Origin of the sequence: Leisingera sp. JC11 (genome assembly GCF_040704725.1) — a bacterium.
GTDB lineage: Bacteria > Pseudomonadota > Alphaproteobacteria > Rhodobacterales > Rhodobacteraceae > Leisingera.
The window spans coordinates 204,437-217,820 of record NZ_JBFCVS010000006.1 but is presented as its reverse complement, the minus strand read 5'-3'; the positions used below and the strand labels follow the sequence as shown (position 1 = coordinate 217,820).

Sequence of the window (13,384 nt, the reverse complement as noted above, 5' to 3'; positions counted from 1 at the left end):
CGGGGTGAGCGACTGTTCCCGGAAACCCGTCGTACGGCTCAGGATTTTAACTAATTTTACACAAAATGCGCCCTTTGGCGGCGGAATGCGGTACTCTGATTTCAGGTGATGGGAGCCGGCCAGGGGGGCCGCCAGCCAGAGCCGCAGACCGTGGAGGTTCCAGATGCAACAGTGTTACCAGCCAGAGATCGGGGAAGCCGTGAACAGCCAGGCCGCAGAGCCGAGCGACGCGGAAATTCTGGCCGCTGTACGCCAGGTTCTGACTGCGGAAGTGGTGGAGCATCCCGATTATGCCGAGGCGCCTGCCAGCCGGGGGTGGCTGGCTGGCAAGCTCCTGGCGCGGGAACGTCCGGCCTCTGGCGCACTGGCCTCCCGGCTTCTGGGCCGCTTCCGCGGTTAGGCGCGCCGTCCGGGGGTGCGCGCCCTGCTGCGGACCGGCGGTCCGGGGATTTTCAAGAAAGACATTTTGCAGCGGCCGCCCAGAACGGGCGGCCTTTTTCATGGCCGCAGCAGCGCCTGTGGAGTGTGATAGGCTTGGCCGTGAACCGGACGGGGGAGGAGCGCAGATGCTGAACCGGATTTGGCTGCTGCTGGCAGCGGGGCTGCTGGCCGCGCCGGCTGCGGCGGCGGAGGGGGCCGCGGCGTGCGGCGGCGAAACGCCGTGCCGGATTGACGGCGGTGAATACCATATGGCCCTGCCGGAGGCCTGGCAGGGCGGGCCGGCGGTGATGTTCCTGCATGGCTATGGCAGCAGCGGCGCCAAGGTGATTGCCAACACCGGGCTGGTGGCGGGTTTCACCCGGCGCGGCTATGCGGTGATTGCCCCAAACGGGTTGCCCTGGAAAGAGGGCAAGCCATCCGACTGGTCGGTGCGCGACGGCTGGAACACCTATCCGCGCAACGACCTGGCGTTCCTGCGCGATGTGCTGGCGGATGCCGCCGCCCGCGCCGGGGTGGAGCCGGGCCGGCTGCTGCTCAGCGGCTTTTCCCGCGGCGGCTCGATGGTGTGGGATGCGGCCTGCCAGGCGCCGGAGTTTGCCGCTGCCTATGCGGCGGTTGCCGGCGGTTTCTGGCTGCCGATGGCGCAGGACTGCAAGGGGCCGGTGCGGCTGCTGCACATCCATGGTTTCACCGACAAGGTCGTGCCGCTGGAAGGCCGGGTGATCCAGGGCTCGGTGGCTGAGATCATACAGGCCGATATCTGGGAAGGGCTGCAGCTGTGGCGGCGCGAAAACAGCTGCCGCAGAAATGCCGCAGGGCATGAGACCGAAGACGGCATCTGGCGCAAGCGCTGGGACTGCGATGCCGGCGGGCTGGAGCTGATCCTGCACAAGGGCGGCCACGGCCTGCCCAAGGGCTGGAGCGCCATGGCGCTGGACTGGTTCGAGGGGGTGGAGCGCTGAGGGGCGGGGCAGGGCTGCCCCGCCGCCCGTGTGATCAGCCGCGCTCCGTCAGCCGCTCCTTGAAGAAGCTGAGGATCTCATCCCGCGCCGTCAGCGTCGGGCTGCCCGCCTCATCCACCAGATGCGCGGTGACCACGCTGTGCGGGGTGGGGACGTGTTTGGCAAAGAACGGCGGCACGTCCGCGGCGGCGGCGCTGTCCGGCAGGGTGCGGGCGTCGAAGCGGTCTCCCAAAGCCTCGGCATAGGCGGCAAAACGCTGGGCCTGGCAGAAGGCGTCGCCCTGGAACCGGTAGGCCAGCACGGTGAGGTCCTCGCGCTCCAGCCGGTCGCGCACGGCGGCCAGCTCCTCCGGCGGGCTTTCGACGCCAGCGGGGTTGTCCAGCGGCAGCGAGGGCTGCGCCAGCACCGGCGCCAGCATGGAGGGCTCCAGCATCATCGACAGGGCGAAATTGCCGGTGAAACACATGCCGACGGCGCCGGTGCCGGGGCCGCCGCAGTCCTGGTGCGCCAGCCGCGCCAGCGCCCGCAGCCATTGGGTGACAGGGCTGGAGCCATTGCCCGCAAAGGCGCGGAATTCGGCGCTGACGCAGGCGCGGCGGAACACCTCTGCGCCGTCCTCCGCCGTGGCCACGGCACCGTCGCGGCCGAACAGCGAGGGCATGTAGACGGTGAACCCCGCATCGCGCACCCAGCGGGCAAAGCGGGCGACATGCGGGCTGATCCCCGGCATTTCCGCCATCACGATCACCGCCGGGCCGCTGCCTGACACATGCACGGTTTTCTCTGCATCGTTGAGGCTGATCCGCCGCGGCTCGAAATCCTCCAGCGTGTCATCCTGGTCCAGCGGGCGCTTGGTCATTGGGTGTCCTTCCTGTCTGCGAATCTGAGTTTGTATTTTGAACTCAGGTAGAAATCCCCTATCTGGGTCCACATGTCAAACCCAGCCTCTGATTCCCGTGAAACCCTGCCCGCCGTCCGCCGCCGCGCCCTGGTGCCCAAGGAGCAGTGCCCGATGGCGCTGGCTGCAGGCATTCTGGGCGACCGCTGGACGCTCTTGATACTGCGGGAGGCGTTTTACGGCGTCTGCCGCTATGACGATATGCGCGAGGATCTGAAGGCGCCGCGCTCCACCCTGACGGACCGGCTGAACAGTCTGGTGTCGCGCGGGGTCCTGGAAAAGCGGCCCTATCAGGAGACCGGCGACCGGGTGCGCCAGGCCTATGTGCTGACGGAGGCCGGGCGCGGGCTTGCGCTGACCTTTCTGGCGCTGGCCCAATGGGGGGAGGCGCATGTCACCGGCGGCGCGGCGCCGGTCGGGGTGGCGGACCGGGAGACCGGCGCACCGCTGCGGGTCGCACTGGTGGATGCGGAGGGGGTGCCGGTAGATCCGGCGCGCGCGGCGTTGCGGCTGAGAGGCTGAGGCGGCAGCCGGTCCGGCTCCTTTCACCTTTGGGCAAATACTCCGGGGTGAATTGGCCGCCAGGCCAAGAGGGGCAGCGCCCCTCCTGCAGGCTTTGCATCCGGCAGGAAAACGACGCAGCCGATGGCGGAAACGGGCCGGTAACCGCCGGCCGCCGCGACTAGCCTTGCGGAAACCGGGAGGACAATCCATGCGGCCATTTGAAGGAGTGCGGGTTCTCGACCTGACCCATGTGTATGCCGGGCCCTTTGCGGCCTATCAGCTGGCGGTGCTGGGGGCCGAGGTGATCAAGATCGAGCCGGCGGCCCAGCCCGACCTAACCCGGGGCGAGGGCGCCGATCCGGAACTGAATGCCCGGGGCATGGGGCTGGCGTTCCAGGCCCAGGCGGCGGGCAAGAAATGCCTGGCGCTGGATCTGGCCGGTTCCGAAGGCCAGGAGATCTTTGCCCGGCTGGTGGAGACGGCCGATGTGGTGGTGCTGAATTACACGCTGCCAGCGGTGCAGCGGCTGGGCCTCACCTATGAGCGGCTGGCAGAGCTGAAACCGGACCTGATCTACTGCGCCATCAGCGGTTTCGGGCAGCAGGGGCCGAAAGCGGAGCACCCCGCTTACGACACGGTGATCCAGGCCTTCAGCGGCATCATGGCCGCCAATGGCGAGGCCGGGCAGGACCCGTTGCGGGTGGGGCCTGCAATGGTGGACTACGGCACCGGCGCGCAGGCGGCGCTGGCCATCTCGGCGGCGCTTTACGGCCGGGCGGTGACCGGGCAGGGGCGCTATATCGACGTGGCGATGGCGGATGCGGCGCTGATGCTGCAGAACTCCGGCACCTGCCAGGCGCTGCACACCGGCAAGGGGCCGCGCCCGCATGGCAACCGGGATCCGTCGCTGGCGGGCTATGCCGCTTATCAGACCGCGGAGGGCACCTTGATGATCGGGGCCTATACCAACAAGCAGATGGCGGCGCTGATGCGCACTGTCGGCCGCCCGGCGGAGGCGGAGGCGATTGCCAATACCCCCAGGGCAGAGATCGCCGCCCGCCAGACCTGGGACGCCGAAGTCCTGGCAGATGTGATGCTGACCCGCACTGCAGCGGAATGGGAGGAGCTGCTGAACGCTCATCACGTGCCCGCGGCCCGGGTGCGGCATCTGGAGGAAAGCCTGGCCGAGCCGCATTACCAGGCCCGCGGCGCGGTGCAGGAGGCCGAGGGGCAAAGACTGGCGGTTGCGGGATTCGCCTACGGCCACGGCAGCCCGGCGCTGGATCACGGCCCGCGCGCGCATGGCGCCGACAGTGCCGAAGTGCTGGCGGGGATCGGCATCACGCCGGAGGCCTTCGCAGCGCTCAAGTCCCGCGGCGTGGTGGCCTGACCGCCCGGCCCGGTCATTTCAAAACCGGAGCGCTCCCGCCCGCCGGACCTGCATTGAAAATGCAGCCCCCGCAGTTGGGCCCGGCGCCGCGCACAGCGCGGCGCCGGGCCCAAGGCCGTCCGGAAGTCCGGCCCCGGGCCGGGGTTTCGTGCGGGCGCGGGAGCGTTTAGTGGCCTCAGAGCCCATCCGCCCGCAGGCGCCGGGCAAGGCCTACTGCTTGTCGGTCACGTTTTCCTTGAACGCGACCTCGAAGGCCGCCTGTTTCTCGGCGCTGGCCTCGGTCTGGTAGTTGGCTTTCCACTCTTCCATGGTCATGCCGTAGTAGATTTCGCGGGCTTCATTCTTGTCCATGTCGATGCCGCGCTCGTTGGCGGCTTCCTGATACCAGCGGGCCAGGCAGTTGCGGCAGAAGCCGGCCATGTTCATCAGGTCGATGTTCTGCACATCGGTGCGGTCTTCCATCAGGTGCTTTTGCAGGCGGCGGAAGGCGGCGGCCTGGATTTCGATCTCGGTTTGCTTGTCCATGGCGGGGGTCCTGAGTGAGTGCGGGGTGTTTGGCACAGGCCTAGCAGCCGCGGCGGGGGCGGGCAATGGCGGGGTGCGGCAGGGTCAGATCAGCTGCAGCGCCAGCCACGGCCCCAGCGCGGTGGCGAAAATCACGATCTTGTAGGTGCCGAGCCAGCGGTAAACCGTGAGGCTGACATCCGCGGGTGCCAGCCCGAACATGCGGGCGTGCAGGCCGGCCACCCAGTCCCGCATCAGCATCAGAAGGACGGCGGAGAGGGTGAACAGGCCGATGTGCAGCAGGGTCAGCCAGCCGAAAAAGGCAGAGAGGGTTTCCTGGGTCATGACTGCTCCTTTCCCGGAAAATCCCGCGTTTCCGTTACAGATATGGGGGTGGAGCGCCGGTTCTGCAACGCGGCGCCGTTTCCCGGCGCGGGGAACAGCCGAGAGAACACGTGTTTCCCGAGACGGAATTCACGCCGGATTCCGGTGCAGATTCGAGGTCAGAGGCCGGAGGCTTCCAGCGCCTGGGGCAGGATGCGGGCGAGGCGCTCGGCCCATTCATGCTGGCCCTTGTGCTCGGCGATCAGGTCGTTCCTGAGCTCGATCAGCGTGTTGGGGCGGCCGGGCTTGGTGGCGTGGGTTTCGATCGCGTCGCCGGGCAGATAGCCGGTGTAAGGCTCATTGACGCCGACGCACAGGCCGTCCTCGCGGTTCAGCTCGTCCACGACGAAAAGCGAGAACCGTTCGCCCTCGGGGAACAGGATGCCGATCTCCCAGGGCCGCGGCGGCCGGCCGCGCAGCTGGCGGGTGAAGCTGTGCACCGAGACGATCACCGTGCGGGGGCGTTCCGCCAGCCGCGCCAGCGCCCGGTGGTAGGGGCGGTAGCAGCCTTCCAGCCGCTCCTTCAGCTCTGCCTCGCCCGCGTGGCGGTTGGCCGGGATGATGGTGCCGTCGTAAAGCTTCATCAGCAGGGTCGGGTCGTCCTCGCCGCGGTTGGGGTCGATCACCAGGCGGGAGAAATTCGACGCCACCACCGGCGCGTCCAGCATCTCGCCCAGCAGCTTGGACACCTCATAGGCGCCGACGTCATAGGCGATGTGGCGCTCCATATCCTCGCGCGGGAGGCCGAGGTCGCCGCCGCCGGCAAATTCCGGCACATGGTTGGTTGCGTGGTCGCAGGTGATCAGCCAGCGGGCGGGGCGGTCTGCGCCGTGAACAAAAAAGGGAGTATATGTCATGAGCCTGATATGTTTTGCCGCAATCTCTTTACGGGAGTTGCGCGGAAATGGGAATTGGGGGATAAGCACCCCGAGCTGTTTGCGGTAACATAAGTCAGGTCCGGAGGAGAGGAACCCAATGAAACGATCGCGCAATGTGAAGATTGTCGCCACTTTGGGGCCGGCCTCGGAGACCTACGAGACCATCCGCGCGCTGCATGAAGCGGGCGCCGATGTGTTCCGTCTGAACATGTCGCACGGCAGCCACCCGGAAATCGCCGAGAAGCACAAGATCATCCGCCAGGTGGAGCAGGATCTGGACAGCCCGATTGCGATTCTGGCCGACCTGCAAGGCCCGAAGCTGCGGGTGGGTGTGTTTGCCAATGGCGCCGAGGAGCTGGAGGAGGGGGCGAAGTTCCGCCTCGACCTGGATGAGGCGGAGGGCGACGTGTCGCGCGTGTGCCTGCCGCATCCGGAGATTTTCCAGGCGCTGGAGCCGGGGGCGCACCTCTTGGTCAATGACGGTAAGATCCGCCTGGTGGTGGATGACTGCGGCCCGGACTTTGCCGATTGCACGGTGGAGACCGGCGGCACGATTTCCAACCGCAAGGGCGTGAACGTGCCGGACGTGGTGCTGCCGCTGGCGGCGCTGTCGGAAAAGGACCGGGCGGACCTGGAATTTGTCTGCAGCTTGGGCGTCGACTGGCTGGCGCTGTCGTTTGTGCAGCGGGCCAAGGATGTCTATGAAGCGCGCGCGCTGGCCGATGGCCGTGCGGCGGTGCTGTCGAAGATCGAGAAGCCGCAGGCAGTGGAGGATTTCGAGGCCATTCTGGATGCCTCCGACGGCATCATGGTGGCGCGCGGCGATCTGGGCGTCGAGTTGCCGGTGGCGGCGGTGCCGCCGATCCAGAAACGGCTGGTGCGCAAGTGCCGGGCCGCGGCCAAGCCGGTGATCGTGGCGACCCAGATGCTGGAAAGCATGATTGAAAGCCCGATGCCGACCCGCGCCGAGGTCTCGGACGTGGCAACCGCCATCTATGAGGGCGCCGACGCGGTGATGCTGAGCGCCGAGAGCGCGGCGGGCCAGTACCCGGTGCAGGCGGTGCGGACGATGGACAAGGTGGCGGTCGAGGTCGAGGCCGACCCGACCTATACCCAGATCATTGCGTCGTCACGCTCAGCCAAGGGCACCACGGTGGCGGACGGTATCGTCGCCGCGGCGCGGGAGATTGCGGAAAAGACCGAGGTCAAGGCGATCTGCTGTTTCACCCAGTCCGGCACCACCGCGCTGCTGACCGCGCGGGAGCGTCCCGGCGTGCCGATCATCGCGATGACCCCGGTCAGTACTACGGCGCGGCGCCTCTGCCTCAGCTGGGGCTGCAAATGCGTGATGACGCCGGAACTGGACCGCTTCAAGGGCGCTGTTGTCAGCGCCGCGCGGGCGGCGCGGGCAGGCGGCTATGCCACCGAGGGCGACCAGATCGTGGTCACCGCCGGCGTGCCCTTCAACGTGCCGGGCACCACCAACATCCTGCGCATTGCGCCCTGCGACGAGCGGCTGATCTACAGCACCGATCCGGAGTAAGCGGCCAGCCGGGGCAGGCGGCGGCGATTGAAATGCCGCTGCCTGCGCCTACCATTTCCCGTGTTGCTGTGTTGACGGGGGACGTGGTTCATGGATACGGATCTGGCGCTGATCCTGGGGCTGGTCATTGCGGGTTTCACGGTGCCGCCGGTCATTTCCGCGCTTAGCGAGCGCCGCCCGCCGCGGGCGTCGGTTTTGACCATCCTGATTGCCATCGGGCTGGTTACCTATGCGGTGATGATGAATCCCGGCGGCTACAGCGTCGATGAGATCCCGGACGTGTTTTTCCGGGTTGTCGGCCGGTTTCTTTAGAGAATCCGCTTGCCCCCGGTGCAAGCATTGCGTAAAGGGCAGCTCTGTTCCGCGCGGCCGGCCTTTCTTAGGCATGCCGAGTCGCGCGTCTAGCGAACCTGCATTGAAGGAGACGGAAATGCCCAAGATGAAGACGAAGTCGAGCGCCAAGAAGCGCTTCAAGGTGACCGCGACCGGCAAGGTCATGGCTGGTCAGGCCGGCAAGCGCCACGGCATGATCAAACGCACCAAGAAATTCATCCGCGATGCCCGCGGCACCACCACCCTGTCGGCACCCGACGCAAAGATCGTCAAGGGCTTCATGCCCTACGACCGCTAAGAGGAGATCTGAGATATGTCCCGCGTTAAAGGTGGTACCACAACTCACGCCCGTCATAAGAAGGTCATCAAGGCAGCCAAAGGTTACTACGGCCGCCGCAAGAACACCTTCAAGGTTGCCCGTCAGGCCGTCGACAAGGCGAACCAGTACGCAACCCGCGACCGTAAGAACCGCAAGCGCAACTTCCGCGCGCTGTGGATCCAGCGGATCAACGCTGCTGTGCGTTCGCACGACGAAGCGCTGACCTACTCCCGCTTCATCAACGGCCTGACCCTGGCCGGCATCGAAGTGGACCGTAAAGTTCTGGCCGACCTGGCCGTGCACGAGCCCGAAGCCTTCGGTGCGATCGTCCGTCAGGCACAGGACGCGCTGGCAGCCTAAGGCTCCGGAGCTTTCGAATTCAGAAAAGGCCGCCCATCGGGGCGGCCTTTTTGCGTTTGGGGGATTCAGACGGGGCCGGGGCGCGCTGGACCGGTGTCAGGCGGCACCCGGCCTTCCGTCCTGGAGGTCCGGGAGCCGGCCGCTTGCCGCCTTTTATGCCTGCGCTAGTTAGCCTGTTCAGCACGGCAGGAGGTTGAAAATGCCATACTCTCAAAGTCAGCTGGATGATCTTGCGCAACGCTATACGGAGGCTTGGAACTCAAAAGTGCCAGAGCAGGTCGCGGCTTTCCATGATCCAGGCAGCAGTATCGTGATCAACCGCGGGGAGCCGTCGAGCGGTCACAGCGGCCTCACCGAGATGGCCGCAGGATTTCACGCGGATGTGCCGGACTTGCATCTCAGCTGCGATGGCATCCGCGGGGCCGGCGCCCATGTTTTGTACATGTGGACATTCACAGGCCACCACGCCGGGACCGGCAACCCGCTTAGCGTGAGCGGCTGGGAGGAATGGGAGCTGGGCGACGGCATGAAGATCACATCCTCCCAGGGGTGGTTCGACGCAGAAGACTACGAGCGCCAGGTCTCGGGGTAAGGTTCGGCAGCCGCGGCAAGGCAGGCCGGTTCGTCTGCGCGGCAACGCCGGCGCGCCTGCGCTGGTCAGCCCTGGCGCGGCATCCGCAGGGTGAAGACCGTCTGCGCCTCATCCGACTCCGCCGTGAGCAGGCCGCCGTGCGCCCTGGCGATCTGCTGGGCGATGTAGAGGCCGAGGCCAAGCCCGTTTTGCGACTCGCGGGTGCCGGAACGGGTGAAAGGCTCGAACAGCAGGGCCATTGTGCCTTCCGGGATCGGGTCCCCCTGGTTGGCGACCGACAAAACGAAATCGCTGCCGTCATCGCCAGCGGCCACAGTTACAGGTTTTCCCGGCGTGCCGTGTGTGACCGCGTTGGACAGGAGGTTGGAAACCAGCTGCGCGATGCGGTCGGTGTCGCAGTTCAGCGGGTCGGCGAAACTGTAGTTCTCGGTGATCGGGGCGGTCTGGTTCGCCAGCCGGATCTCCTCGACCGCCTGCGCCAGCACCGGACGCAGGCCTGTGCTGGCCGAACGTTCAACCTCGATGCCGTCGCCCAGGCGCGAGCGGGCGAAATCGAGGATGTCGTTGATCAGCGCCGACATGCGGGTGACGGACTGGCGGCCCAGGGCCAGGATCTCCAGCGCCTTGGCCGATTGCGGCTCGTTCTCCAGCAGCCGCAGCGCGGCGCCGACCGCCGACAGCGGATTGCGCAGGTCGTGGCCCAGCACCGCGATGAACTGCTCGCGAAAGCGGGCCTCCTGCTCGCGGGTGGCCAGGTGCAGCTCCTGCTCCTTGGCCTTGGTCACATCCCGGGCGTTGCAATAGAAGCGCTCGCCCTCCGGCACCGCGTTCCAGGACAGCCAGCGGTAGCTGCCGTCCTTGTGGCGGTAGCGGTTCTCGAACTGCAGGACCGGCTCGCCGTGCTTGACCCGTTCAAAGGCGGCCTCAGTCCGGGACATGTCGTCCGGGTGCAGAAAGTCGAAGAACTGGCGGCTCTCGATTTCCTCCGGCAGCAGGCCGAGGGTGCGGAACCAGGCCGGGTTGGTGTCCATGAAGACGCCGGAGGCGTCGACCACGCCCAGCAGATCAGGCGTGACCTTCCAGGTCAGGCTGGTGCGGTCCATTTGAGTAGGCATAGGCGCGGTCCATGAGCAGCGTCGGCGGATCATTCTGCACATGCCGCAAAGTGTCTGGCAAGCCTCAAGGTGTTGGACCGGCGGGAAAACGCATCCTCTGCGTGCATCAGCTGCGTGCCGCGGCCGCCGCCTTCCGCGGCGCCTACCACATCCTGGACTTGGCGTATTCGGCATAGCCGGAGTCATAGGCTTCGGCCTCGAACGCCGCCTCCTGCTCTTTCAGGAACTGGCCTGCGGTGGGGACGGCGGGGCGGTCAGCGTCCGGGTCCCACAGCCGCGAGCGCATCAGCGCCTTGGCGCATTGGAAATAGAGCTCCTGGATGGTGATCACCGCGACGGTGGCGGGCAGCAGGGATTTGCGGGCGAAATGGCTGCGCAGGCCCTCGTCCGCGGTCAGCACGGCGGTGCCGTTGACCCGCACCACTTTGTTGCAGCCCGGCACCATGAACATCAGGCTGACGCGCGGGTCGCGGACGATGTTGCGCAGGGAGTCGATGCGGTTGTTGCCGCGCCAGTCGGGCAGCCAGAGGGTCCGGTCGTCCGCCATATGCACCACCGGGCCGTCGTCGCCCCGCGGGCTGGCGTCGGTGCCTTCGGCCCCGATGGTGGACAGGACCAGGAACCGCGACGCCCCGATCCAGTCGCGGTACAGCGGCGTCAGACGGCTGGTGACCTTTGTCAGCGACTGCGGCACCGGGGCGCCGTAGATCTCTTCAAGCTCATCGGTGGTGGTGAGTGTCTGCATCGGCCTGTCTCCTTTTGGTTGCGTTTTATCTTGCCCTTTTGGGGCGATGGGGCCAATTTCGGCGCAAATGGGCCAAATTCCGGAAATCATCCCGCGGAGCCAGACCTCTGCCGATGCGGTGCAGGAGCTGCCGCACGGGGTGGCGTCTTATGCCCGCAGCTACCCGGACGGCTATGTCTCCGCCTGGCACACCCATCCGCGGCATCAGCTGGTCTATGCGGTGGCCGGGCTGATGATGGCAGAGGCCGGCGGCACCAGCTGGGCGGTGCCGGCCGGGTCGGGACTGATCGTTCCGGCGGGGATGCTGCATGAGATCCGCATGGCGGGGGAGGTGCAGCTGCAGTCCCTCTATATCGACCCGGCAGAGACCGGGGCGGAGATGATGGCGGAGTGCCGGGCGGTGACGGTCTCTCCGCTGCTGGCGGGGCTGATTGCGGCGCTGTGCGGGATGAACAACCCCTGGCCGTTGCCGCCCCGGGCGCATCATCTGAGCCGTCTGATCCTGATCGAGCTGGGCACGGCGGAGAAATCGCCGCTGGCGCTGCCGTATCCGGCGGATGCGCGGCTGCGGCGGGTCTGCGATGCGCTGATGGACAGCCCCGGCAGCGCCTGATCCACCACCTTGGCCTCTGGCAGAAAGTCCGAAAACCATGCCGCCGCGCAATAGGCCCCCGCCGCCCAGCAGCAGACGGGGCTGAGCTTCGGCGACTGGCGCGGCCGGCTGCGCTGCCAGATCGCGCTGCGGGCCGAGGCGCGCGGCGAGCGGATGGAGCAGGTGGCCCAGAGGCTGGGCTATGCCAGCCGTCAGTCCTTGCAGGAGATGATGCGGCGGGTGGTTTGAACGCGGTCCGGCTGTATTCGCCTGCGGTTCCTTAAATTGGTACACTCCGGCTGATGGAGGGTGCCATGGGTAAAGGGTCTTTTTTTGAAACCGAGCCGGGAGTGGAGCTGTATTACGAAGACCACGGGGACGGCCCGCCGATTGTTTTTGTGCCGGGCTGGACCTTCACCACCGAAGTGTTCCGGCACCAGTTTGCGCATTTCTCCAAGCGCCACCGGGTGGTGAGCTTTGATCCGCGCAGCCAGGGGCGTTCGACGCTCGTGCTGACCGGCAACGACTACACCACGCAAAGCGCGGACCTGTGCAGGCTGATTGACCATCTGGGGCTGCAAAATCCGGTTCTGGTCGGCTGGTCTGCGGCCTCGCTCACGGTGTGGGGCGTTGTCCGCAACAGGGGCACGGCGCCGCTGAGGGGGATTGTCACCATCGACATGCCGCCCGCGCCGCTGACCGGCCGTGACGAGGATTGGACAGAATTCGACATGCCCGGGGCGATGGCGTTTTACCAGGCGCTGATGACACCGAAAGGCCACCGCGACATTGTCACCTGGTACGCCCGGGAGATCATGGTGCAGCGGGGCCTGACGGAAGCGGAACTGGATTGGATCGTGTCCCAGTCCACCTCAACCCCCTGCTGGGCGGCGGCGGCCTATTGCGCGGCGGCATGGTTTTCGGACTTTCTGCCAGAGGCCAAGGTGGTGGATCAGGCGCTGCCGGGGCTGTTCGTTGTCGCGGACAGTTCTGCGGACAAGGCGCTGCCCTATCTAAAGCGGCACCTGTCCAACACAGAAGTGGAGTTGCTGGGCGGCCATTTCATGTTCTGGGAGCACCCGGACCAGTTCAATGCGATCCTGGATGCCTTCATTGCCAAGCTCAATTAGCGGCTGCTGCCTCAGGCGGCCACCCCATGGGGGCCGTGGCGGATGATGGCCCACTGGCCATAGCTGTCATCCAGATCCAGCTTGATCGCAGCATTGGATTTGGTGGAGGCGCTGCCGATCTCGGCCAGGGTGAACTCGATACCGCCGGGGATGCCGATCTGCACCCGGTGCTCGCCGTCGCCGTGCGGGGGCCGGATCGGGCGGCCGGTGGACGTGACCAGCCCTTCGATGTCCAGCCTGGCGGTGCGGTTTTCGATGTCAACTTCGTAGTCGATCCGCTTGATCAGCGTTTCATGCACGGTGTCGCACATGGCACGGTAGACCCACCAGTGGGTGGCTTCCTCGTCCGTTTCGCCGCCCATGAGCACGGTTTCCAGCGCCGCCCGCTGGGCGTCGCTGGCCCGGTCGTCGATGATTGCCTGCAGCGCGCCCTTGCCCTCGAAGACCGGGCCGGGCCAGGCATAGAGCAGGGCTGCGCGGGCGCCCGTCAGATCGGTGTCGCCGAAATGGCCCTTGTCGATGTGGAGCACCTCGAACCCGGTGCAAAACCCGTGGGTGGGCAGGTCCTCGAACTGGCAGGGGCAGCCGTAGTTGCAGTTGCAGTTCCCGAAGCTGGGGCCTTCGATATACCAATCCACATGTGCCATGGCTGTCCTCCGGTTGTTCTGCTGACTGGGATGCGCTGTGCCGCGCA

18 protein-coding genes are annotated in these 13,384 nt (G+C 66.5%); 11 read left to right on the top strand and 7 right to left on the bottom strand.

Going from position 1 to position 13,384, the window contains the following annotated elements:
* The first annotated feature begins 163 nt into the window (after window positions 1-163).
* The gene (locus AB1A62_RS09180) at window positions 164-400 is read left to right on the top strand and encodes a hypothetical protein (RefSeq protein ID WP_019294968.1); all 237 of its coding nucleotides are present in this window, start codon (window positions 164-166) and stop codon (window positions 398-400) included.
* Window positions 401-566: 166 nt separating this feature from the next.
* Complete coding sequence (locus AB1A62_RS09175; protein WP_366661200.1) at window positions 567-1,403, top strand: polyhydroxybutyrate depolymerase; 837 nt, start codon at window positions 567-569, stop codon at window positions 1,401-1,403.
* A gap of 34 nt (window positions 1,404-1,437) precedes the next feature.
* On the opposite strand, the gene AB1A62_RS09170 is transcribed toward AB1A62_RS09175, so the two are convergent.
* Window positions 1,438-2,262, bottom strand: coding sequence for a dienelactone hydrolase family protein (locus AB1A62_RS09170; protein WP_366661199.1), 825 nt, complete (start codon window positions 2,260-2,262; stop codon window positions 1,438-1,440).
* Window positions 2,263-2,334: 72 nt separating this feature from the next.
* Between AB1A62_RS09170 and AB1A62_RS09165 the strand changes: the two genes are divergently transcribed.
* Together AB1A62_RS09165 and AB1A62_RS09160 are read left to right on the top strand one after the other, a co-directional pair.
* On the top strand, window positions 2,335-2,823 hold the full coding sequence (locus tag AB1A62_RS09165; RefSeq protein WP_366661198.1) for a helix-turn-helix domain-containing protein: 489 nt from the start codon (window positions 2,335-2,337) through the stop codon (window positions 2,821-2,823).
* Between the two features lie 190 nt (window positions 2,824-3,013).
* Entirely contained in the window at window positions 3,014-4,195 is a 1,182-nt protein-coding gene (locus tag AB1A62_RS09160; RefSeq protein ID WP_366661197.1) for a CoA transferase, read from the top strand.
* A gap of 210 nt (window positions 4,196-4,405) precedes the next feature.
* Here AB1A62_RS09160 and AB1A62_RS09155 read toward each other — a convergent pair whose 3' ends face one another.
* From AB1A62_RS09155 to AB1A62_RS09145, 3 genes are all read right to left on the bottom strand, one after another.
* Window positions 4,406-4,720 (bottom strand): DUF1244 domain-containing protein, encoded by a 315-nt coding sequence (locus AB1A62_RS09155; RefSeq protein WP_366661196.1) that lies wholly within the window; start codon window positions 4,718-4,720, stop codon window positions 4,406-4,408.
* 84 nt (window positions 4,721-4,804) lie between these two features.
* Window positions 4,805-5,044, bottom strand: a complete 240-nt coding sequence (locus AB1A62_RS09150) for a DUF6868 family protein (protein ID WP_366661195.1) — start codon at window positions 5,042-5,044, stop codon at window positions 4,805-4,807.
* Between the two features lie 158 nt (window positions 5,045-5,202).
* Window positions 5,203-5,940: an N-formylglutamate amidohydrolase gene (locus AB1A62_RS09145; protein ID WP_366661194.1), complete on the bottom strand. Its 738-nt coding sequence runs from the start codon at window positions 5,938-5,940 to the stop codon at window positions 5,203-5,205.
* A gap of 118 nt (window positions 5,941-6,058) precedes the next feature.
* Here AB1A62_RS09145 and pyk point away from each other — a divergent pair, with 118 nt between their 5' ends.
* From pyk to AB1A62_RS09120, 5 genes are all read left to right on the top strand, one after another.
* Window positions 6,059-7,504: a pyruvate kinase gene (pyk, locus tag AB1A62_RS09140; protein ID WP_366661193.1), complete on the top strand. Its 1,446-nt coding sequence runs from the start codon at window positions 6,059-6,061 to the stop codon at window positions 7,502-7,504.
* Window positions 7,505-7,594: 90 nt separating this feature from the next.
* A complete protein-coding gene (locus AB1A62_RS09135) occupies window positions 7,595-7,816 on the top strand; it encodes a hypothetical protein (protein ID WP_366661192.1) in 222 nt (73 codons plus the stop codon).
* A gap of 118 nt (window positions 7,817-7,934) precedes the next feature.
* Window positions 7,935-8,135 (top strand): 50S ribosomal protein L35, encoded by a 201-nt coding sequence (gene rpmI / locus AB1A62_RS09130; RefSeq protein ID WP_366661191.1) that lies wholly within the window; start codon window positions 7,935-7,937, stop codon window positions 8,133-8,135.
* 15 nt (window positions 8,136-8,150) lie between these two features.
* Window positions 8,151-8,516, top strand: a complete 366-nt coding sequence (rplT, locus tag AB1A62_RS09125; protein ID WP_008557989.1) for a 50S ribosomal protein L20 — start codon at window positions 8,151-8,153, stop codon at window positions 8,514-8,516.
* 199 nt (window positions 8,517-8,715) lie between these two features.
* Window positions 8,716-9,108 (top strand): ester cyclase, encoded by a 393-nt coding sequence (locus tag AB1A62_RS09120; protein WP_366661190.1) that lies wholly within the window; start codon window positions 8,716-8,718, stop codon window positions 9,106-9,108.
* Between the two features lie 65 nt (window positions 9,109-9,173).
* Here AB1A62_RS09120 and AB1A62_RS09115 read toward each other — a convergent pair whose 3' ends face one another.
* Together AB1A62_RS09115 and AB1A62_RS09110 are read right to left on the bottom strand one after the other, a co-directional pair.
* Complete coding sequence (locus tag AB1A62_RS09115) at window positions 9,174-10,211, bottom strand: PAS domain-containing sensor histidine kinase (protein ID WP_366661189.1); 1,038 nt, start codon at window positions 10,209-10,211, stop codon at window positions 9,174-9,176.
* 154 nt (window positions 10,212-10,365) lie between these two features.
* Window positions 10,366-10,968, bottom strand: coding sequence for a pyridoxamine 5'-phosphate oxidase family protein (locus tag AB1A62_RS09110; protein WP_366661188.1), 603 nt, complete (start codon window positions 10,966-10,968; stop codon window positions 10,366-10,368).
* Between the two features lie 67 nt (window positions 10,969-11,035).
* On the opposite strand from AB1A62_RS09110, the gene AB1A62_RS09105 reads away from it, so the two are divergent.
* Window positions 11,036-11,581, top strand: coding sequence for an AraC family ligand binding domain-containing protein (locus tag AB1A62_RS09105; RefSeq protein ID WP_366661187.1), 546 nt, complete (start codon window positions 11,036-11,038; stop codon window positions 11,579-11,581).
* A 293-nt stretch (window positions 11,582-11,874) separates the two neighbouring features.
* Entirely contained in the window at window positions 11,875-12,690 is an 816-nt protein-coding gene (locus AB1A62_RS09100) for an alpha/beta hydrolase (RefSeq protein ID WP_366661186.1), read from the top strand.
* 11 nt (window positions 12,691-12,701) lie between these two features.
* On the opposite strand, the gene AB1A62_RS09095 is transcribed toward AB1A62_RS09100, so the two are convergent.
* On the bottom strand, window positions 12,702-13,337 hold the full coding sequence (locus tag AB1A62_RS09095) for a DUF1326 domain-containing protein (RefSeq protein WP_366661185.1): 636 nt from the start codon (window positions 13,335-13,337) through the stop codon (window positions 12,702-12,704).
* Window positions 13,338-13,384 lie beyond the last annotated feature (47 nt).